The organism is Wolbachia endosymbiont (group A) of Pogonocherus hispidulus (assembly GCF_964028195.1).
GTDB lineage: Bacteria > Pseudomonadota > Alphaproteobacteria > Rickettsiales > Anaplasmataceae > Wolbachia.
On the sequence record NZ_OZ034750.1, the window covers coordinates 384346 to 403351 of the forward strand.

Here is a 19006-nt window from a genome sequence, read left to right on the forward strand (position 1 = left end):
AGCTAATAACAAATCCTAAAATGAATCGACTATAGTTTTAATCCGTTTAAGTTTAAAATCTTCTGTTAGCTTTGCAGAATACATTTCCTTATTGTGTTGATTATAGAAGGTAAATTCGTGATCATCTAAATTTAGTATTGCAAAGCCAAAGCCAAAAAAGTTTCTAACCTCGTGTGCTAAGTAGTTTCTACCATTTGAATAGTCAAATTCTACATTTTGATAAACATGCTCTTGATCTTGAGCGTGTAATGATGCACCGCCATTTCCAACTATAATCTGGTCTGGAACATTATCCATTAATAAAATCTGGGCTATATGAATGTGGCCAGAAACTATGGTAGTAACATTGCTTGGAAATTTATCTCCAAAAGCTTCAATTTGTGTAAGATTACCATGGCTTTTTAATGTCAAAAATTCTTTTTTTGGAGATCTCCAAAGCGGTTTATGAGTTAAAAACCACGTGGGCTTATCTTGTATCAATTTATCAAATTGCCTTTCAAAAGCATCAATTGTGCTTTGGGTTGTAAAAATATCCTCACCGGATGAAGAGTCGAAGATAAAAAATTTCATCGGTCCAGCATCTAAGGACCAACTAGAAACGAAGTTTCCACATTTTTCAGACGAAAAGGGGTATGAATCTAGATACCTGAACCATCCTTCATATGCTCTATCACAACTCTCATGGTTTCCACGAACAAAAAGGAAAGGGGATTGTGATAAAATATCCTTTGCAGGCTCAAACCAATCAGCGTACCAAACTTCTTTATTATATCCATAAATATCGCCACACTTTTTTGTATTTCTACATTTTGTTTGTCTATAATGATAATCACCAACATGGATAATTAAATCTGGTTTATGAAGGGCGATTGAATCTAAATTTTTTTTTAAAGGCCAGCTATCTACCGAATTACATTCCTGCTGAAATAACATATTTATTCTACAACCCGTATCACCAATAAAAGCGATTTTATTAACCTTTTCTGGTAATATAGGAACTCGTAGATCCTCAATACTAATGTTTTTGGCACTTGTTTGTACTGTCAGTTCACAAACTGTTTCGTTATGATCACCATTGTTAATTGAGCTGCGATTCAGCATTTCTATTTCCTCGCCATCGACATAAACAATGGGACACATGTCATTGTCTGTAATTGCACGTATGCTTAATTTATTTTCTGGGATAACTTGAGACCATGTGTATAATATCTGTGCATGGACGAAATGAAAGCTAGTTATAAGAGAGAGAGCTAAAAAAATAAAGATATTAGCTACATTCATTTGTATAAAAACCTAAGTTAAAAATTAGTAGTAAGGTTGTCTTAAATGATTAAAATTTATAATCATAAAATTCATAATCAAATTATACAAGCAATTTCCAAATTATTCTAGTATCAGATTGACACTCTAGATGAAAAATTCTAAAATGATTAAATAATTTAAAATAATTATATAAAAACTAGAATATAGTGCGGCCGTGGTGGAATTGGTAGACACGCAGCGTTGAGGTCGCTGTGGCTCATAAGGCCTTGGAAGTTCAAGTCTTCTCGGCCGCACCAGTTTTTATCGCTGTTTAATATGGGTAAAAATGTTTATAGGAAATCAGAGTAGCAATAAGGTAGAAAGAGCTATCAGCGAAATCAGGCGCGGCCGGCCAATTGTAATATATGATGAAAGTAATTACCTATTGTTCGCTGCTGCTGAGGCTTTAGAAAGAGATTTATTTAATCAATACAAGCTTATATCAAGTAATGTATATGTTACTTTAACTTCAAGTAAGGTAAAATACATATCTCAGAATAAAGAACATAACAGCAAACGTCTGTTGGTGAATAATTTTGATGAACTGCTCCCTTTAATAAACTGTTCAAAGGAAGATTGCATAAGAGAGTTGCAATGCTCAAAGACAATAGATGAATGTGCTATTGCCTTGCTTAAGTTCTCAGAATTATTGCCATACGCGTTAGTGGCTGATATGACTTTTGAGAATAACCATGAAATGCGAAATTGGTGCGAGAAAAATGACGTTATTGCACTGGACACGTCATTCATAAATAATTTTCAAGAAAATCAGGATGTATATGAAGTGTGCAAAACATCATTATTTTTAAAACAGACTCAAGAAGTAAATATCATATCTTATAGAACCAAAAGTGGTGGAAGAGAACATCATGCAATTATCATTGGCAATCCAGATAAAGATGACGAACCATTAGTAAGAATTCATTCTTCGTGCTATACGGGTGACTTGTTAGATAGCTTATCATGCGATTGCAGAAGTCAGTTACATCAAGCAATTCAAATGATAGCTGACTCTGGAAGTGGTATTATATTGTATTTGATGCAAGATGGAAGAGGCATTGGTTTAACTAATAAGTTAAGAGCGTACAGTATGCAAAGAGGACATAATCTTGATACTGTTGATGCAAACAGAATATTAGGTTTTGAAGATGATGAAAGGAGTTTTGCTGTTGCAGCTAAAATGCTTAAGAAATTGAACATTAACAAAATCCAATTACTTACAAACAATGATAGGAAATTGTCAGAATTGGAAAGTAATGGTATAGGAGTTACAAAGTGTCTACCCCTTATTGTGGAACGTAATAAATATAACGATTCATATATGGAGACAAAGTTTGGTAAGCTAGGCCATAGATTAAGAGTTTTTTAGCTTTTTTGTTGTAACTACTTTGTTAATTTGCTATGTTTATTAACATAAGTTAAGATTTTTAGGAATACTAAAATGCTAAGATTTTTTAAGCGAGAAAAAAATACTGAATCCTTAGATAAGGATATAGATTGGAATTCAAACCGCTACAGCACAGTTATTGCTCAAAGGAATATTCTACTTTTATTTGCATTAATATTATTAGCAACGATCTCTATCAGCATATTAGTCATATTTAAAATTAGCACAAGTAGCACTATTGAGCCATTTGTTATAGAAATTGACAAGAAATCAGGAATAGTGCAATTGGTTGATCCTGTTACAGTAAAACAGTATTCTGCAGATGAAGCGCTAAACGATTATTTTATTTCAGAGTATATAAAAGCAAGGGAGGTTTTTGATCCATATCATTATAATTATAACTATTATACAAAGGTGAGGTTGTTTTCCTCACCTAATGTGTATAATGAATTTAGAAATTATGTAGGATCGCAGAATATGGATGATCTTTTTAATTTATACTCAGATACCAAAAGTGAATTTAAAATTCGCTCAATTCAAAAATTGGGTAACGATGCTCTTCAGGTGAGGTTTTTTGTAGAATTTACACGGAGAGATGGAAGTTCCACAAGAAAAAATAAGATAGTTATTATGTCATATAGATATGCATCGCTTGAAATGGATGATCAGCAAAGATATATTAACCCATTAGGATTTCAAGTTATTTCATATAGAGTAGATGATGAATATGTATAGGATATTATTAGTTTTAGCTTTACTTGTAAGTGGCAATTTAAACGCATCCATTAATTATAATGAGCCTATTTCTGTAGATAGTAGAATAAAGACTTTTGTGTATAGCCCTAATGAAGTATTTACGGTGGTTTTTAGTCAGGGTTACTATTCTTACATTGAATTTGCGGAAGGAGAAAAAGTTAAAAATATCGCTGTTGGTGATGCATCAAGTTGGAAAATTAATCCTTATGACAATAAATTGCTTATCATGCCATTTGAAGTTAGTAGTCGCACTAACATGATTATTACAACAACTAAAAAAAGAAATTACATTTTTGATTTAATCTCAAGGCCAAACTACGATAAATACCCAGATACTGATGCTAAGAAAGTGGATCACGATTATTCTGCTGAAAAGGATATATCTTACGTAGTACGTTTTTATTATCCTCAAGAAGAAGGTGAATTTGATGTTGATTTAGATGAGGTTTCTTTACCTACTCAAATGCAATATACTACAGACAAGCCAGAAAAAATAATACAAGAAAATGATACGAAGTACAATTATACATATATTGATGAAGGTGGTAATGCGGATATAGTTCCGATTGAGCTATTTGATGATGGTTATTTAACCTATTTAAAATTTAGAGATAATAATAAAATACCTCAGATTTTTGTAGAAGAGGAGGATAAACCTTGTAAAAGGCTGTTATTTGATGATTATGTTATAGTAAAAGGAGTACATAAGAAGCTATTTATGCGTTATGAAGATGGTGAAGTTGAAATTATAAATAGGTCACTTTAGCTGTGGTACATGCAATATGAATAAAGAAAGGCGTAACAATTCAGAAGATGAATCAGAAATAGAGAACAAGGTAGTAACAGTTGGCTCTAATCAAGGTCATAGGGCATTGATGGTCGTTATTTTAGTGCTTCTGGTTGGTGGAGTGTATTATCTCTATTTTAGTCCTTCTCACAAAGAGGGTTCAGAAGTTATTAAAAAAGAGGAAACAAAGCAAAACGTTCAAGAATTGAAAGGAAAGTTGGAACAAGTTCCAGATAATGTAATGGTTCCTGAAAGAATAATAACTGATCCCTTACCACCCTTACCTCCTCTTCCTACACCACCAATCATACCAGAAATAAAACAAATTAGAAAAGAAGAAGAGAAACCAAAAGAAACTCCTGTGTCAAATATACCTATTTTGCCAAAGCAAAATTTTCCTTCTAGTAATGTTATGGGCAATTTACCTACCTCGTTTCCTACAATAGGGGGTGGCGGTTATCCTAGAGACAGACGTAGTGCACAAATGTTAACAATTTCAAGTGATGGTGGAGAGAATAAGGCTGCTGATGCTATTTTATCTGACACTTCAGCACAATCGAGCAAAGCTACCAGAGTAGGAAAGCTTGGTTTAATGGTTACTCAAGGTAAAATTATTGATGCTGTTCTTGAAACTGCAATAAACTCTGATCTGCAAGGAATGCTGCGTGCTATGGTGAGTAGAGATGTTTATGCAGAAACTGGTGATACAGTTTTAATACCTAAAGGCTCAAGATTGATAGGTAGTTATTCATTTGACTCGAATGTCGCAAGAGCTCGTGTAAATATAAATTGGAACAGAGTGATTCTGCCACATGGAATAGATATTGCTATCTCATCACTTAGTACTGACGAGCTTGGTAGAGCAGGAATTGCAGGAATAGTTGATAATAAAATAATAAGTGCATTATTTTCTTCAGTGGCACTTGCTGGTGTTTCAATTAGTTCAGCTGTTATAGGGCAAAGGGCTTCTAATCTTATTGATACGCTAACTCCTATGGATGCAGTAAAGTCTATCACTGCAACTGAAATAGATTTTTTTTCACTCAAAGATGTTATTGGTGAAGCAGCAAAGGATAAATCTAGTGATAAATGGAAATTGGGCCTTGGAGCTATTGGAGAAATTCGTAATGCTAAAAATGAGCAAGATTTGCTGAAAATAATGAAAAAGGAAATAGCAAAAGCGCTAGAAATTGAGGAAGACAAGGTGACTATAAGCCTGGAAAATGTAAATCAATTGTTACAACAATTTCAAAGAAAAAGCAAGTCTGTCTATGATGAAGCAATTGGGAAGTCAATCAATGATTTTTCTAAAGACATGCGAGATATAGTGGGCAGATATACAGATAAAAAACCAACTATTTATGTCGATCAAGGCACCGCATTGAAAGTATTTGTTAACCAAGATATAGTATTTCCTTCACAGGCAATATTAAATCAATGAAATGAATTATGCTGCACTTGATACATATTTGGAGCCATTACAAGGCATATTTCGAGAAGAAGGCGTAAATGAAATATCAATAAATAAGCCAAAGGAAGTATGGATTGAAAATCGCGGTGAAATAAGGTGTGAAAAATTAGAAGTATTTGATCTTAACCATTTGAAATCTCTTGGCAGACTGATTGCTCAAGCTACAGAACAAAAACTTAGCGAAGAAGCACCGTTACTTTCGGCAACATTACCAAATGGTTATCGTATACAGATAGTATTTCCACCAGCATGTGAACCTGATAAAGTAGTCATGTCGATTCGTAAGCCTTCTAGCATGCAATTAGCACTCGATGATTACGAAAAAATGGGGGCTTTTTCTGAAACTGTTACAGAAGCAACTGATAATCCAGTTGACCGTCATTTGGATTTACTGTTAAGGCAAAAAAAAATAAAAGAGTTTTTAGAATACGCTGTAATAAATAAGAAAAATATTATAATTAGCGGTGGAACTTCCACTGGTAAGACTACTTTTACTAATGCTACTTTGCGTGCTATTCCAGATGAGGAAAGAATTATTACTGTTGAGGATGCAAGGGAAATCGTTTTGAACGAACATCCCAATAAAGTCCATCTAATTGCCTCTAAAGGAGGGCAGGGCAGAGCAAAAGTAACCACTCAAGATTTGATAGAGGCGTGCTTACGTTTAAGGCCAGACAGAATAATAGTTGGTGAACTCCGTGGAGCGGAAGCTTTTAGTTTTCTTAGGGCGATAAATACTGGTCACCCTGGATCAATATCAACCCTTCATGCGGATAGTCCAACAATGGCCCTTGAGCAAATAAAATTGATGGTTATGCAGGCAAATCTTGGCATTCCTCCAGACCAAATTATACCATACATTAGAAATGTGATTGATATTGTTATTCAGCTAAAAAGAACCGGTGGGGGCAAAAGAAGCATTTCTGAGATATTATTTACTAGATCTGCGAGCGAAAATGCTTAAATTTATACATAAGTTAAAAAAGAGTAGTTTATGAGTAATGGAAATCACCTACGTAATATTCTCATAGGAGGTGTAGTAGCTTTTAGCGTACTTGAGTTTTGCTTCTATCTATCTGGTATATTGTTCTTTCTATTAGTTGACGGTCCGGATGCTGTGGATTTTAAGGCAATTAATCCTAGTTTGACGCCTTTCCCTCAAGCTCTTTGGCCAACGATTTTTGATTATATACAATATTGTTGGCACCACCCAGAGTTATATAGCCTTGAGCTCAAAATCACATTAATTATATCTTCTGCACTGCCTATTGTTGTTTTAATGATTATCTTATGGAATTTAAGAGAAAGGATAATTGAGTGGCGACCATTTAAAAAGAAAGAATCACTTCATGGAGACTCGCAATGGGCATCAGAGAAAGACATACGAAAAGCAGGATTAAGAAGCAAAAAGGGATTATTGCTTGGTAAAGATAAAAGAGGATACTTCATTTCTGATGGGTTTCAGCATGCATTGTTATTTGCACCTACAGGTTCTGGTAAGGGTGTTGGCTTTGTAATTCCTAATTTATTATTTTGGACTGACTCGGTAATTGTACACGACATAAAATTAGAAAACTATGAAATAACAAGTGGTTGGCGAGAACGACAAGGACAAAAAGTATACGTATGGAATCCAGCGCAGCCAGATGGAATAAGTCACTGTTACAATCCATTACAATGGATTAGTGAAAAACCTGGGCAGATGGTTGACGATGTGCAGAAAATAGCTAACCTAATCATGCCTGAACAAGACTTTTGGCAGAATGAAGCAAGAAGCTTATTTGTTGGAGTGGTATTATACTTACTTGCTGCACCAGAGAAAGTTAAATCTTTTGGTGAAGTTGTGCGTACGATGCGTAGTGATGACGTGGTTTATAATCTTGCTGTTGCTCTTGATACAATGGGTAAAATACTACACCCTGTAGCATATATGAATATTGCAGCTTTTTTACAAAAAGCTGATAAAGAAAGGTCAGGTGTTGTATCAACCATGAACTCATCACTTGAATTGTGGGCAAACCCATTGATTGATACTGCAACTGCGTCAAGTGATTTTAATATTCTAGATTTTAAAAAGAAGAAAATTACAGTTTATGTTGGTTTAACTCCTGACAACTTGACTAGGCTCAGGCCTTTAATGCAGGTTTTTTACCAACAGGCAACTGAGTTTTTATGTAGAAAATTGCCATCGGATGATGAGCCTTATGGTGTATTGTTTTTAATGGATGAGTTTCCTACGCTTGGAAAAATGGAGCAATTTCAAACAGGTATTGCATATTTTCGTGGTTATCGAGTTAGGTTATTCTTAATTGTTCAAGATACTGAGCAGCTCAAAGGAATATACGAAGAAGCAGGGATGAACTCCTTTTTGTCAAACTCGACTTACAGAATAACTTTTGCAGCCAATAATATTGAAACAGCTAATTTAATATCGCAACTTATAGGAAACAAAACTGTACAACAAGAATCGTTGAATAAGCCTAAATTTTTAGATTTAAATCCTGCTTCAAGGTCATTACATATCTCTGAAATACAAAGAGCATTGCTATTGCCTCAAGAAGTTATTATGTTGCCACGTGACGATCAGATAATTTTAATAGAATCGACTTACCCAATTAAATCAAAGAAAATTTTGTACTACAGTGATACCACCTTCACAAGAAGGCTGCTCAAACAAACTCGTGTGCCTACACAAGAACCATATGACCCAAACAAAGTTCTTTCTGCCGCTGCGAGCAAAGATAAGGTTAATAACGAGGGGAATAATGTTCTTGAGGGACCTAATTCAGTTGATTATCCTGCTGAAACTAAAACCGAAGATGCAGTATATGATGAATCAGATGAATTTGCAGACGAAGATATTGACGATAAGCTTGAAGATGAAGATGATAATGACGGGTTCGATGACGAGGAAGATGAGGATAGGAGCGATGATGGGTTTGATGACGAAGAAGAGGAGGATGAATTTGAAGATGAGGATATTGACGATAAATTAAAAAATGATCAAAAATAAAGGTTGATTTTGCCTATTTTTTAGCTTAGAAAAGTGCAAGTTATGCAAATAATTAGGTTTTTCATATTAAGCCATTTTTAATTAATTAGTATTAGATTAGCTATTTTAACTAGGGGAGTAGTAATGATTAGTAAAAAAACATTAGCGGTTACAGCACTTGCTTTGCTGTTGTCACAACAATCTTTTGCGAGTGAAACAGAAGGATTTTACTTTGGTAGTGGGTATTATGGTCAATTTTTTAATGGCATGGGTGAGTTGAAAGCAAAAATTGGAGATAAGGATGCTGCAGATACTAATAAGGTATCTATAAATGACAGGAGTGCTCAGAACACAGAAGGTCAGTTACTAAGTAAGTATAAAGGAGATTATAATCCACCTTTTGCTGCAAATGTAGCATTGGGTTATACAGGGGAATTGAATGGCAATAGCTACAGAGCTGAATTGGAAGGAATGTATTCTTCTGTAAAAGTGGATAATATTGGTTTAACAAGCGGCCAGATGACAATATCGTACAAAGAAAAAAACGAGCAGTATGGATCAATTATCAATCATGACCAAATTGAGAACATATCTGTGATGGCAAATGTTTATCATCATTGGAAGGGTGACCGTTTCTCTTTTTCTCCTTACATTGGTATTGGAATTGGTGCAACAAGAATGACAATGTTTGAAAAATCGTCAATAAGACCTGCAGGTCAATTAAAAGCTGGCCTTGATTATCGCATAAACGAAGATGTAAATATGCATATCGGATATAGAGGTTTTGGTGCTATTGGTAGCAGTGAGTATAAACTAGACACCTTAAAATGGGATCCCAACTTTGATAATGGTCCAGGTAAGCCAAATGGAATGGCTGAACAAACAGGTGATAATCAAGTATCTACTACCATACAGAACGGCTTTTTTCATACACACGGCATAGAGGCTGGCCTTACTTTCCACTTTGCTAGTAAAGCTTAAACATGTTGCCCTTTAAAAAATGCATAAAACCGTTCCTGTCATCCTATGGCTTGACCATAGTAAATATAGATCCCAGTGTCACGCACTGGGATGACGAGGTAGAGGGTACTGGGATGACATAGGATAATATGGGATGAAGGAGATAATACAAGAAAACATTAGCTATGTTTTTTGCATAACAATGCATCTCTTCATTCCCGCTAAGTCATATACATATTCCTGAAAAGCTAATTCGTATGAGGGGATTATTTTGTCAATATCATTTTGATCTTCACCTATCTCCAATATCGCAAACCCATTTTTTTTAAGGCACCTCCTTAATATTGGAAAAATGCTCAAGTAACAACTCAAACCATCAATACCACCATCAAGGGCAATTCTTGGTTCCTTTTGCACTTCAGCTTGCAAGTCTTTCAATTTGCTTCTTTTAATATATGGAGGATTGCTAATTATCAGATCAAATAAATCGCTGCATTCTGTCCACGAACTTGGAAATATTTTGGCTCTGCTGAGAAGATTATGTTTCTTTGTGTTCTGATAGGCAACTTTGTATGCTTCCAAGCTTTTTTCAAAACCGATACCAACGGCATATTCATACTCACTAAGTACGGATATCAATAAACAACCTGTGCCTGTACCAAAATCTGCAATTTTTAGTCTCTGCTTTTTATTTGGGTAATATTTTAACACTGCTAGGATTATTGTTTCACTATCTGGTCTTGGATCCAAAACATGCTGGTTAACTATAAAATTTTTACTCCAGAATTCACGATTACCTATTATTTGCGATATTGGATATCTTTCCGCTCTTTTTTTTGTTAATTTCCAAAATAAAAGTTCTTTGTCTCTTGGTACTTGATCAGCATGGTTCATAATTATGAATGATCTTTCCACTCCAAGTACGTGCTGCATGATGATTTCACAATCCAAATGTGGTGATTCAACTTTATGTGACGATAATAACTCCGATCCTTCTTGAATTAAAGTGCTGATTGTTTTCATTATTCTAAAAATGTGTTCCTTTCAGCCAAAAATAGCAAGATGAGCTTCCAATTTAGGGTAGCTGCACTAAATCCCAGTGTCAAGCACGCAGCTGTACGAACATTGCAATTTGCAGATCCAAGTAGCTTGACTACTTGGATCCAGCTAAGTTGGTAAGCATAAAAGTATAGCTAACGCGAGCTCTACGTCACGCCGCCGCGGATAGATCCCGCTAACAAGTAGCGGGATGACGGTTGTCAGGCCAGCGCCCCTATGAGGAGAGTAGACCGGCGGAACTTCCCCACCAGTCTCTCGCAGAACTGCACGGAAACCTCTCGGCTTATACAGCTCCCATTATTTAGCCTTTTGATCCTAACCCAAGTGTCCAATGATAGAAAATACTTGGAGACCTCTTTCTCACTTTTCCTAGAAATTGCTTTGCTAGTCTTCCGTGATCACGAAGTTTCTTATATTTTGTCCTGACCCATCTTATGAGGTATCTCTCTATATTTCTGAGAGATGGATACATCTCTGATTTATAAAACCTGCCATAGTACTGAAACCAGCCTCTGACTATTGGATCTATTTTCTTCGATATTTCCTCTAGTGTGGTCCATGTAATCCGATGTATTCTCCATGACTTTATGGTTTTCTTGATCTTCTTCTTGGCTTTGTTACTAATTGCAGGTAGAAATGAGATGAAATAATTCCTCATCTTATTCTTTGCTACTCTAGGTCTAAAAGTATAACCTAGAAAATCAAAGCTTTGTTTAGGAAATTGTTCTTTTCTATCATCATCCTTACTGTACACAATCTGTGTCTTTTCAGGATGTAACTTCAATTTACACTTAGCCAATCTTTCTTCAATCATTACTTTCATAAATCCTGCCTGTCTTTTAGTTCTGCAGTGCACTATCGCATCATCTACATATCTTTCAAATGGTACTGTTGGATAATTTTGTTTCATCCACATATCAAACGCATGGTGCATAAATATGCTTGAAATGATTGGGCTTATTGAACCTCCTTGCGGAACTCCTTTATCCCTTGTTACCCTACTGCCATCTGCTTGCTGAATGGGGGCTTTCATCCACCTCTCAACATACAGTATGACCCATTTGCAGTCTGTGTGTTTCTTGATAGCCTGCAGTGCTAAATCGTGGTCCAGATTGTCGAAAAATCCAGATATATCAAGATCTACCGTCCAATCATTTTTCCAACATCTCTTCCGTGCTGTGTATACCGCATCCAGCGCAGACTTATTTGGTCTATAACCATATGAATCTTCGTGAAATTTCGGTTCTACTAACGGCTCAAGATACATTGTAGCTGCTGTTTGCGCTATCCTGTCGAATACTGAAGGCACACATAAAATTCTTTGCCCTCCTGTATCTTTTGGTATCGCAACAGCTTTTACCGGCTCTGGAAAATAACTTCCGGATGACATCCGATTCCATAATTTGTATAGATTATCCTTTAGATTTTCTTCAAACTTTGTTATCGAGACCTCATCTACACCTGCTGCACCTTTATTTTTCGATACTTGTTTATAAGCTCTCCAAATAAGTTGCTTTGGTATATCAAAAGACTTTGTTTCATTCATTAACTCCTCCCTTTCGGTTGATAAATAATTAAAACTAAATAACTTAGCCCCTTCACTCCATTTCCATTACAGAAACTTCTTCGCTACTACGAGCTAATCCGCCCCTGTTTTTCGCATCGGTACTCTCATCCTCAGAGATCAGCTCTTTGGACTTCTCCCTTTTCATCGAAACGACAGGTTCCCGTAGTTCCATGCAATAGCCTAAAATAGATTCACGCCACTTTTATGCCGGACGCCACCTACCCAGTAAACAAGCTCCCTGTAGATTCATCCCAGGTTAACGACTACCCCCTGGTTTTGACGTCGTCTCTACGCTTTCGACACTTCATCAGTGGTTCACTTGCGTTCGTCTCTCTATTTCATACATGACACATAATTGTGCCTTTTCCATAACGCTCACTACCTTAGCTCTTTACCAAAGCAGCTTATGGCTGTTTGAAGCCTGCTCTTGCAAACCGGCTCCGAGGGGCCCTCCCTCATCTACTGCACAGCTTCAACACTTTCCGTGTTTCTACGGCGCACTGTCATCCCAGTGCCCTGACTACTTGGATCCAGAAGACTTAATTTCAACTAAGTGGCTGCATAATAAAGACTAGATTCCAGACTGGAATGACAGCAATCTACGTCATACCGCGATTCATTCGCGGTATCTCTTAGCCGCTAACAAGTAGCGGGATGACGGTTGTCAGGCCAGCGCCCCTATGATGTCATCCCAGTGCCCTGACTACTTGGATCCAGAAGACTTAATTTCAACTAAGTGGCTGCATAATAAAGACTAGATTCCAGACTGGAATGACGGCAATCTACGTCATACCGCGATTCATTCGCGGTATCTCTTAGCCGCTAACAAGTAGCGGGATGACGGTTGTCAGGCCAGCGCCCCTATGATGTCATCCCAGTGCCCTGACTACTTGGATCCAGAAGACTTAATTCTAACCAAGTGGCTGCATAATAAAGACTAGATTCCAGACTGGAATGACAGCAATCTACGTCATACCGCGATTCATTCGCGGTATTCCTAGATCCCGCTAACAAGTAGCGGGATGACGGTTGTCAGGGTGTCCCCAGTGTCCCTATGATGTCATCCCAGTGCCCTGACTACTTGGATCCAGAAGACTTAATTCTAACCAAGTGGCTGCATAATAAAGACTAGATTCCAGACTGGAATGACAGCAATCTACGTCATACCGCGATTCATTCGCGGTATCTCTTAGCCGCTAACAAGTAGCGGGATGACGAGTTACTATACCGCCGCGGTATCTCTAGATCCCGCTAACAAGTAGCGGGATGACGAGCTTATCGTCATGCCGCCACGAACCGTCATACCGCGATTCATTCGCGGTATCTCATCCGCTAACAAGCAGCGGGATGACGAGGCTTATCGTCATGCCACCACGAACCGTCATACCGTCACGGTATCTCTAGATCCCGCTAACAAGCAGCGGGATGACGGTCGTCGTTTAGCTACAAACATTAAGAAATTTACCAAACGAAAAAAAAGTCAAAAGAAGCCCTAGTCATTGTCTATTTTCAGTATTGGCGTTTTTTAAGTCTTAAACGCTGCAATTTAGCTGCTTTTAATTGCAACTAACCTACGCTGCAAATGTTTAAGAAATTTACTAAGCAGAAAAAAAGGCAAAGAAAACCTAGGGTAGCTAGTATTCAAATTCTCCCTTGTTCTATTTGACGTCTTTTGATGTCTTAAACGCTTTATAAGCGCGTTTCGGCTTGTATAGGTAGAAACCCAGAAGTTTTATAAAGACATGAGGTGCACATAGTGCAAAAAATTAAGCATGATTTACGCCAAATACAAAGTTCCCTTTGTCGTTTTAATCTGCAGATTGCGAAGATAAATAAATAGCTTCAGTTTCATGATAAGGGCGCTGGCGGAGTTTGTCAAGTAAGTTTTTTCGTTTCTATGTTGTCAGCTACTTGCATGACACCATTTGTTGTAAACTCACTTTTTCTTGATTTTTTGGTTTATCTTGTCTACCTATTTTGCCACTCTGCTAAACGGATACCTACTGAATAACAGTAAGATTTTTCAATCCTGTTCCACAGCAAATTTTAGTGCCATGTGAGTAGTTATAGTGCTGTTAACAATCAAAACGACAAAAATTAACATGGTGATTAGTAGTGTATAAATATTCAAGGACAAATTTTCAAATTGAGTTAGCATTTTAAAGTACACAAAGGTTGGCATTATCATTGGCAAAACAAGGATTTGCGATACTCCTGATGCTAAGTTGTTTCGACCAATCATCAATGCATTTCCAGTAGCTGAAATATTAATGATTATCAGCGTATTAAATAATAAAGACACTCCAACTGCTATTGAGTGTTCAATACTATTGCCTAGAACTGCAAAGCTGAATATGGAAGAAACCACTGAAATCGGTAGCCCAAATAATAACCAGTGAGCGAAAATTTTATAAGCAACTATAAGCCTAGAAGAGAGTGGCTGTACAAAGATTTGCTCTAATATTCCATCATGATAATCAGATGTAAACAAATTATTTGTAGAGATCTGCAAAACAAATGTAGCACATATCCATGTGAATGTTAACATAACTTCTTGTTTATTGTTGTTTTCAAGTGTAAATGAAGATAAACTTAACATTATAATGAAAATACATACTATATAGGTAAGGTTTTTATCATCTATTACTAATTTTTTTACTGAGTCGATCATACTAGGCTTTTAAATGTTTATTATAAATTATAGTGTTTACTTTGAGGGTAGTATAATTTTTTGTTCATAAGTTATATAGGTTTTATTATTTTTTTGATAATGCAATTATGGAAAAGTTACCAAAAATAAAGTCACCAGAAGATTACACTCCTTCAGAAGATGAAGAATATATGAGCGTAAAACAACTGGAATACTTCAGCTTAAAGTTACAATCAATACTCGCTGAGTTGGAGAAACAAGAACTAGAAGATAATAGTATTGATACATACTATTCTGATGGAGATAGTGGAAACGAGGAATTAATCAAGCGCCGAAAAGATAGAAAAGAAAAGATTAAGGAGGCGTTAGAAAAAATAAAATTAGGCATTTATGGTTACTGCGATGGAACAGGAGAAGAAATAGGAGTCGAAAGACTTAAAGCTAATCCGCTTGCTATATATTGTATTGAAGAGCAAGAGAGAGTAGAAAAAGAAAAGAACGTGTACAACATTAACGATTAATTTACACATAAGTGGTGAGCCATTGGGCTTCAAGAGGAGCAAGAGGCGCTGAAGTATGTTATAGAAAGTGGAAAATTGGACATTCTCAACTCGACTCCTGCAGATTAAAAATTAAGTTGAATTAAAAATTGGGTTTGACGCAGTTTTTTCCCATAGTTTAAGAAATTAAAAATTTAACGATTAGAATTATAATTACAAACCACAGTAAAAAATAGACTTTTCCATTTGATTTATTTTTAACTTGGATGTTTTCTAATTTTTTATCAGCTATTAGGTTTAATTTTTCTATAAGGCTAAATATCCCTTGGATTGTTTTTACAGGATAAGAATTTCTAATTTTTTCCCTATACCCTATTTTACTTTCATGTTGACTGCTTATCCACGCTTCAACTACTTTCCACATATTGATTTCTGGGTAGATCTTTCTACATGTCCCTTCCAGTAAAATCATAGTTTTCTGCAGCAATAACAATTGTGTTTGAACTTTCATATCAAAATCACCAGTTATTTTTAATAGCTGAGCAAGTAAACTAGCAAATGAAATCTTCTGTATAGGCTGCCCAATAATGGGTTCACCTATTGCCCTGCAAGCTGTGACAAAATTTCTATGCTGTGATGAAACATAACCAGCTTTAAAGTGCATTTTTGCAACGTGATCATAATCCCGATTTAAAAAGCCTTTGAGTATCTCTATAACGTAATAGCATGTCTCACGATCTATTCTACCCATGATTCCACAATCCAGGGCAATAATATTGTTATTACTATCAACCATTAGATTTCCAGGATGCATATCAGCATGAAAAAAACAATCCCTGTATACCTGACTACAAAACGATTCTATAAGATTGATAGCTATTTGCTTACGATTATTCAGTTTTTCAACTTCGTATATTGGTGTTGCTTCTATCCATTCTAATGTTAAAACCTTTTTTGCAGTTCTATTCCAATCTATTTCAGGTACATAAAAACCTCTGTCATTTTTTGTGTTTTCCTTTAGTTCTGAAGAGTGAGCAGCTTCAAAACGTAGATCTAACTCTAATCGGCAAATTTCAGCAAAAGTTTTGACTAATTCAATTGGCCTCAGCCTTTTTGATTGTTCGCTAAATTTTTCTGCAATTTCTGCAAGCCAAGAAAGCATTTTTATATCCCTTGAGAATGTTTTCTCAATATTTGGCCTTAAAACCTTCACAGCAACTTCCTTACCCTCAGTTGTAACTGCTCTATGCACCTGAGAAATCGATGCTGCTGCAATTGGCTTTTCAGAAAAGCTTGAAAAAATGTCGCTCAATTTACAATTAAACTCACTTTCTATAGTTTTAACTGCTATTTTATGTGAAAATGATGGCAATCTATCACATATCAATAACAAGTTATTTGTTATATCCTCATTTAAAACATCAGTACGTGATGAGATAGACTGCCCAAACTTAATGAACACCGGACCTAATTTTTCAAGAGCACACTTTAGCTTATGGCCTTGTATTTTATTTATTGATTTCTTTGATGGTGGAAGTAAATAAGATAATATATTGTAACGTGTCAGCACTGTAGTTATGTGCAGAAGACGCAAAATATTTTGAATCATTTTGCTGTGTGACTGCTAAATATTTCATTTAGGGTTCTATTTTTCATAATCTCATCAGGCTTGCCTTGGCAATAGATAGTATTATTTATACAAATTACGTAATCTGAGGATGGTAGAGCAGAGTTAAGATCATGAGAAGTCATAAGAATCGATACCAATCGTTTTTTTGCTATTTTATTTATAATATCATAAAATTTAGCCCGCGCGTTAATATCCATTGCACTGACTGGTTCATCTAGAATGATCAAGTCAGGCTCTGCAATTAAACAACGTGCAAGCAGTAGTAGTTGTGTTTGCCCTGCAGAAATTTCTAACACTTGATTCTTCAAAATGTTACCGATACCAACCAACTCTATCGCTTCTGTAATAATGGATTGATTTTTCTTTAGTCTTTTCAAGGAGCTATTTAAAAGGAAATATTCAACTGTTATTGGCATCAAATTACTAATACTAAAATTTTGCGGCATATAGCCAATTTTTATGTTGTCAGCAAATACGATACTACCGGTACAACTTTTATTTATGCCAGCAATTGCTTTCACTAAAGAGGTTTTACCTCCACCATTTGGACCAAGTATTGTAATTACGTCTCCTCTTTCCATGAACATATTGATATTGTCAAGGATTCTTTTACCATCATATGTGAGAGCAAGATTTTCTATTTTTAGAACACGATTATTGACATTATTTAACTTTTTGGCAAAATTTAACTTCTTCTCAACGTTTATATGAGACATTTACTGGCTTTTTTTCTATTACTTTCATTTACACTATACTATAATATTGCCTTTTCATCCAATTTAAAAGTTGTAGCTACAATCAAACCTATCCACTCACTTGTAGCTTCTGTGACAGAAGGGATTTTAGAACCGGAATTGCTTGGCTATGCAACATCTGCGCATAATTATATATTAAAGCCGTCTGATGCGAGTAATTTGGAATCAAGTGATGTCATATTTTACACTGACGATAACTTAGAGACGTTTGTTCAAACTTTCGCCAAAAATAATAAAGAACTAGTGCAATTGTCAAAGGTAATCAACCTACTTCCTGCTCGGCCACATTCATTTTCTAGAAAAATTACCAATACTCAAGATGAAAAAGACCTACACATTTGGCTGAGTCCCGAAAATGCAAAGAGCATGATACTTTTTATAAGTGCAACATTGTCTAACATAGATAAAGAAAATTCCCATCGGTACAACTCTAATGCAACAAAAGCTATAAAAAAAATAGACCAAGAAGTAAAAGAAATCGTGAAAGAACTGAATGATTTTAAAAATCAAAAATACATCGTCACTCACGATGCTTATCAATATTTTGAAAAATATTTTGGTTTAAATCACCCAAGCGCCATTCTTTCTATAGAAGAGGATTCGTACATAGGTATGAAGAGTTTAATGAAGCTAAAAAAGATAATGAAGGAAGAAAACGTTGAATGTATATTTGCTCATTCACAAGAAGATAGCATAAAGCCTAATGCTCTTTCTAATGACGCAAAAATGGTGGTTCTTGATCCTATTGGATCAGACATAGAGCCTGGAAAAGATGCATATCTAGCTATAATCAATAGCATTGCACAAAATTTCAAATCTTGTTTTGTTGAGTAACAAATTCTCTTTAAAATGCCTCTGACTTACTGTTTTATTGTTCTGCATTTAAATTACCATTTGTCCTTTACATATTATACAGGTTTAGAATTATGCTTTATTCTTACGTTTATGTCTTGGTCCAATGCAATCAATAAGTTAAGCAAGTATTCTAAGGAGAACCCTTCGATTTTTGACCTATTGATTTGAGATACTTTAGGTTGATCAATCTTTAGAGCGTTTGCTGCTTTTTTCTGTGTTTTGTACCTCTTACTTATTAATTGTGCAATGACCTTTATTAATTTCAGTTTTGTATCTTTTACATCCCCCAACTCTACTATTATAGGATAACTTAATTGTAAATTTTGCATAATAAT

The 19006-nt window shown here is 35.6% G+C and carries 17 protein-coding genes and 1 tRNA gene; 10 read left to right on the top strand and 8 right to left on the bottom strand.

Annotation, left to right across the window (positions count from 1 at the left end):
- Positions 1-15 precede the first annotated feature (15 nt).
- On the bottom strand, positions 16-1281 hold the full coding sequence (locus ABWU58_RS01805) for a metallophosphoesterase family protein (RefSeq protein ID WP_353283432.1): 1266 nt from the start codon (positions 1279-1281) through the stop codon (positions 16-18).
- Positions 1282-1471: 190 nt separating this feature from the next.
- On the opposite strand from ABWU58_RS01805, the gene ABWU58_RS01810 reads away from it, so the two are divergent.
- The 8 genes from ABWU58_RS01810 (at position 1472) to ABWU58_RS01845 (ending at position 9676) form a co-directional block, all read left to right on the top strand.
- A tRNA-Leu gene (locus ABWU58_RS01810) sits at positions 1472-1559 on the top strand.
- Between the two features lie 29 nt (positions 1560-1588).
- Positions 1589-2671: a GTP cyclohydrolase II gene (locus ABWU58_RS01815; RefSeq protein ID WP_353283433.1), complete on the top strand. Its 1083-nt coding sequence runs from the start codon at positions 1589-1591 to the stop codon at positions 2669-2671.
- A gap of 72 nt (positions 2672-2743) precedes the next feature.
- The gene (locus ABWU58_RS01820) at positions 2744-3424 is read left to right on the top strand and encodes a virB8 family protein (RefSeq protein WP_353283434.1); all 681 of its coding nucleotides are present in this window, start codon (positions 2744-2746) and stop codon (positions 3422-3424) included.
- Positions 3411-4211: a P-type conjugative transfer protein VirB9 gene (gene virB9, locus ABWU58_RS01825; RefSeq protein ID WP_353283691.1), complete on the top strand. Its 801-nt coding sequence runs from the start codon at positions 3411-3413 to the stop codon at positions 4209-4211. Before ABWU58_RS01820 ends, virB9 begins: the two co-directional genes overlap by 14 nt.
- A gap of 16 nt (positions 4212-4227) precedes the next feature.
- Complete coding sequence (locus ABWU58_RS01830; protein WP_353283435.1) at positions 4228-5673, top strand: TrbI/VirB10 family protein; 1446 nt, start codon at positions 4228-4230, stop codon at positions 5671-5673.
- A gap of 1 nt (position 5674) precedes the next feature.
- Positions 5675-6667 (top strand): P-type DNA transfer ATPase VirB11, encoded by a 993-nt coding sequence (virB11, locus tag ABWU58_RS01835; protein WP_353283436.1) that lies wholly within the window; start codon positions 5675-5677, stop codon positions 6665-6667.
- 30 nt (positions 6668-6697) lie between these two features.
- Entirely contained in the window at positions 6698-8716 is a 2019-nt protein-coding gene (locus tag ABWU58_RS01840; protein ID WP_353283437.1) for a type IV secretory system conjugative DNA transfer family protein, read from the top strand.
- A 123-nt stretch (positions 8717-8839) separates the two neighbouring features.
- Positions 8840-9676 carry a P44/Msp2 family outer membrane protein gene (locus ABWU58_RS01845; protein ID WP_353283438.1) on the top strand — a complete coding sequence of 279 codons (837 nt, stop codon included), beginning with the start codon at positions 8840-8842 and terminating at the stop codon, positions 9674-9676.
- A 162-nt stretch (positions 9677-9838) separates the two neighbouring features.
- On the opposite strand, the gene prmC is transcribed toward ABWU58_RS01845, so the two are convergent.
- From prmC to ABWU58_RS01865, 4 genes are all read right to left on the bottom strand, one after another.
- Positions 9839-10678, bottom strand: a complete 840-nt coding sequence (gene prmC / locus ABWU58_RS01850) for a peptide chain release factor N(5)-glutamine methyltransferase (RefSeq protein ID WP_353283439.1) — start codon at positions 10676-10678, stop codon at positions 9839-9841.
- A gap of 337 nt (positions 10679-11015) precedes the next feature.
- Complete coding sequence (gene ltrA, locus ABWU58_RS01855) at positions 11016-12260, bottom strand: group II intron reverse transcriptase/maturase (RefSeq protein WP_353276809.1); 1245 nt, start codon at positions 12258-12260, stop codon at positions 11016-11018.
- Positions 12261-12312: 52 nt separating this feature from the next.
- A complete protein-coding gene (locus ABWU58_RS01860; protein WP_019078704.1) occupies positions 12313-12453 on the bottom strand; it encodes a hypothetical protein in 141 nt (46 codons plus the stop codon).
- Between the two features lie 1851 nt (positions 12454-14304).
- Positions 14305-14952: a heme exporter protein CcmB gene (locus tag ABWU58_RS01865; protein ID WP_353283440.1), complete on the bottom strand. Its 648-nt coding sequence runs from the start codon at positions 14950-14952 to the stop codon at positions 14305-14307.
- Between the two features lie 107 nt (positions 14953-15059).
- On the opposite strand from ABWU58_RS01865, the gene ABWU58_RS01870 reads away from it, so the two are divergent.
- Positions 15060-15452, top strand: a complete 393-nt coding sequence (locus tag ABWU58_RS01870; RefSeq protein WP_353283441.1) for a TraR/DksA family transcriptional regulator — start codon at positions 15060-15062, stop codon at positions 15450-15452.
- Positions 15453-15609: 157 nt separating this feature from the next.
- On the opposite strand, the gene ubiB is transcribed toward ABWU58_RS01870, so the two are convergent.
- Entirely contained in the window at positions 15610-17040 is a 1431-nt protein-coding gene (gene ubiB, locus ABWU58_RS01875) for a 2-polyprenylphenol 6-hydroxylase (protein WP_353283442.1), read from the bottom strand.
- Positions 17037-17777: a metal ABC transporter ATP-binding protein gene (locus tag ABWU58_RS01880; protein WP_353283443.1), complete on the bottom strand. Its 741-nt coding sequence runs from the start codon at positions 17775-17777 to the stop codon at positions 17037-17039. The genes ubiB and ABWU58_RS01880 overlap by 4 nt, the downstream gene beginning before the upstream one ends.
- Here ABWU58_RS01880 and ABWU58_RS01885 point away from each other — a divergent pair.
- The gene (locus ABWU58_RS01885; RefSeq protein WP_353283444.1) at positions 17769-18650 is read left to right on the top strand and encodes a zinc ABC transporter substrate-binding protein; all 882 of its coding nucleotides are present in this window, start codon (positions 17769-17771) and stop codon (positions 18648-18650) included. The genes ABWU58_RS01880 and ABWU58_RS01885 overlap by 9 nt on opposite strands.
- Positions 18651-18724: 74 nt before the next feature.
- On the opposite strand, the gene ABWU58_RS01890 is transcribed toward ABWU58_RS01885, so the two are convergent.
- On the bottom strand, positions 18725-19000 hold the full coding sequence (locus ABWU58_RS01890; RefSeq protein WP_341812204.1) for a helix-turn-helix domain-containing protein: 276 nt from the start codon (positions 18998-19000) through the stop codon (positions 18725-18727).
- Between the last annotated feature and the right edge of the window lie 6 nt (positions 19001-19006).

Excerpts from the sequence above, each read along its gene's own strand:
- ABWU58_RS01805 (WP_353283432.1), bottom strand. The coding sequence starts at position 1,281 with ATGAATGTAGCTAATATCTTTATTTTTTTAGCTCTCTCTCTTATAACT.
- ABWU58_RS01815 (WP_353283433.1), top strand. The coding sequence starts at position 1,589 with ATGTTTATAGGAAATCAGAGTAGCAATAAGGTAGAAAGAGCTATCAGC.
- ABWU58_RS01820 (WP_353283434.1), top strand. The coding sequence starts at position 2,744 with ATGCTAAGATTTTTTAAGCGAGAAAAAAATACTGAATCCTTAGATAAG.
- virB9 (WP_353283691.1), top strand. The coding sequence starts at position 3,411 with ATGAATATGTATAGGATATTATTAGTTTTAGCTTTACTTGTAAGTGGC.
- ABWU58_RS01830 (WP_353283435.1), top strand. The coding sequence starts at position 4,228 with ATGAATAAAGAAAGGCGTAACAATTCAGAAGATGAATCAGAAATAGAG.
- virB11 (WP_353283436.1), top strand. The coding sequence starts at position 5,675 with ATGAATTATGCTGCACTTGATACATATTTGGAGCCATTACAAGGCATA.
- ABWU58_RS01840 (WP_353283437.1), top strand. The coding sequence starts at position 6,698 with ATGAGTAATGGAAATCACCTACGTAATATTCTCATAGGAGGTGTAGTA.
- ABWU58_RS01845 (WP_353283438.1), top strand. The coding sequence starts at position 8,840 with ATGATTAGTAAAAAAACATTAGCGGTTACAGCACTTGCTTTGCTGTTG.
- prmC (WP_353283439.1), bottom strand. The coding sequence starts at position 10,678 with ATGAAAACAATCAGCACTTTAATTCAAGAAGGATCGGAGTTATTATCG.
- ltrA (WP_353276809.1), bottom strand. The coding sequence starts at position 12,260 with ATGAATGAAACAAAGTCTTTTGATATACCAAAGCAACTTATTTGGAGA.
- ABWU58_RS01860 (WP_019078704.1), bottom strand. The coding sequence starts at position 12,453 with ATGGAACTACGGGAACCTGTCGTTTCGATGAAAAGGGAGAAGTCCAAA.
- ABWU58_RS01865 (WP_353283440.1), bottom strand. The coding sequence starts at position 14,952 with ATGATCGACTCAGTAAAAAAATTAGTAATAGATGATAAAAACCTTACC.
- ABWU58_RS01870 (WP_353283441.1), top strand. The coding sequence starts at position 15,060 with ATGGAAAAGTTACCAAAAATAAAGTCACCAGAAGATTACACTCCTTCA.
- ubiB (WP_353283442.1), bottom strand. The coding sequence starts at position 17,040 with ATGATTCAAAATATTTTGCGTCTTCTGCACATAACTACAGTGCTGACA.
- ABWU58_RS01885 (WP_353283444.1), top strand. The coding sequence starts at position 17,769 with ATGAGACATTTACTGGCTTTTTTTCTATTACTTTCATTTACACTATAC.
- ABWU58_RS01880 (WP_353283443.1), bottom strand. The coding sequence starts at position 17,777 with ATGTCTCATATAAACGTTGAGAAGAAGTTAAATTTTGCCAAAAAGTTA.
- ABWU58_RS01890 (WP_341812204.1), bottom strand. The coding sequence starts at position 19,000 with ATGCAAAATTTACAATTAAGTTATCCTATAATAGTAGAGTTGGGGGAT.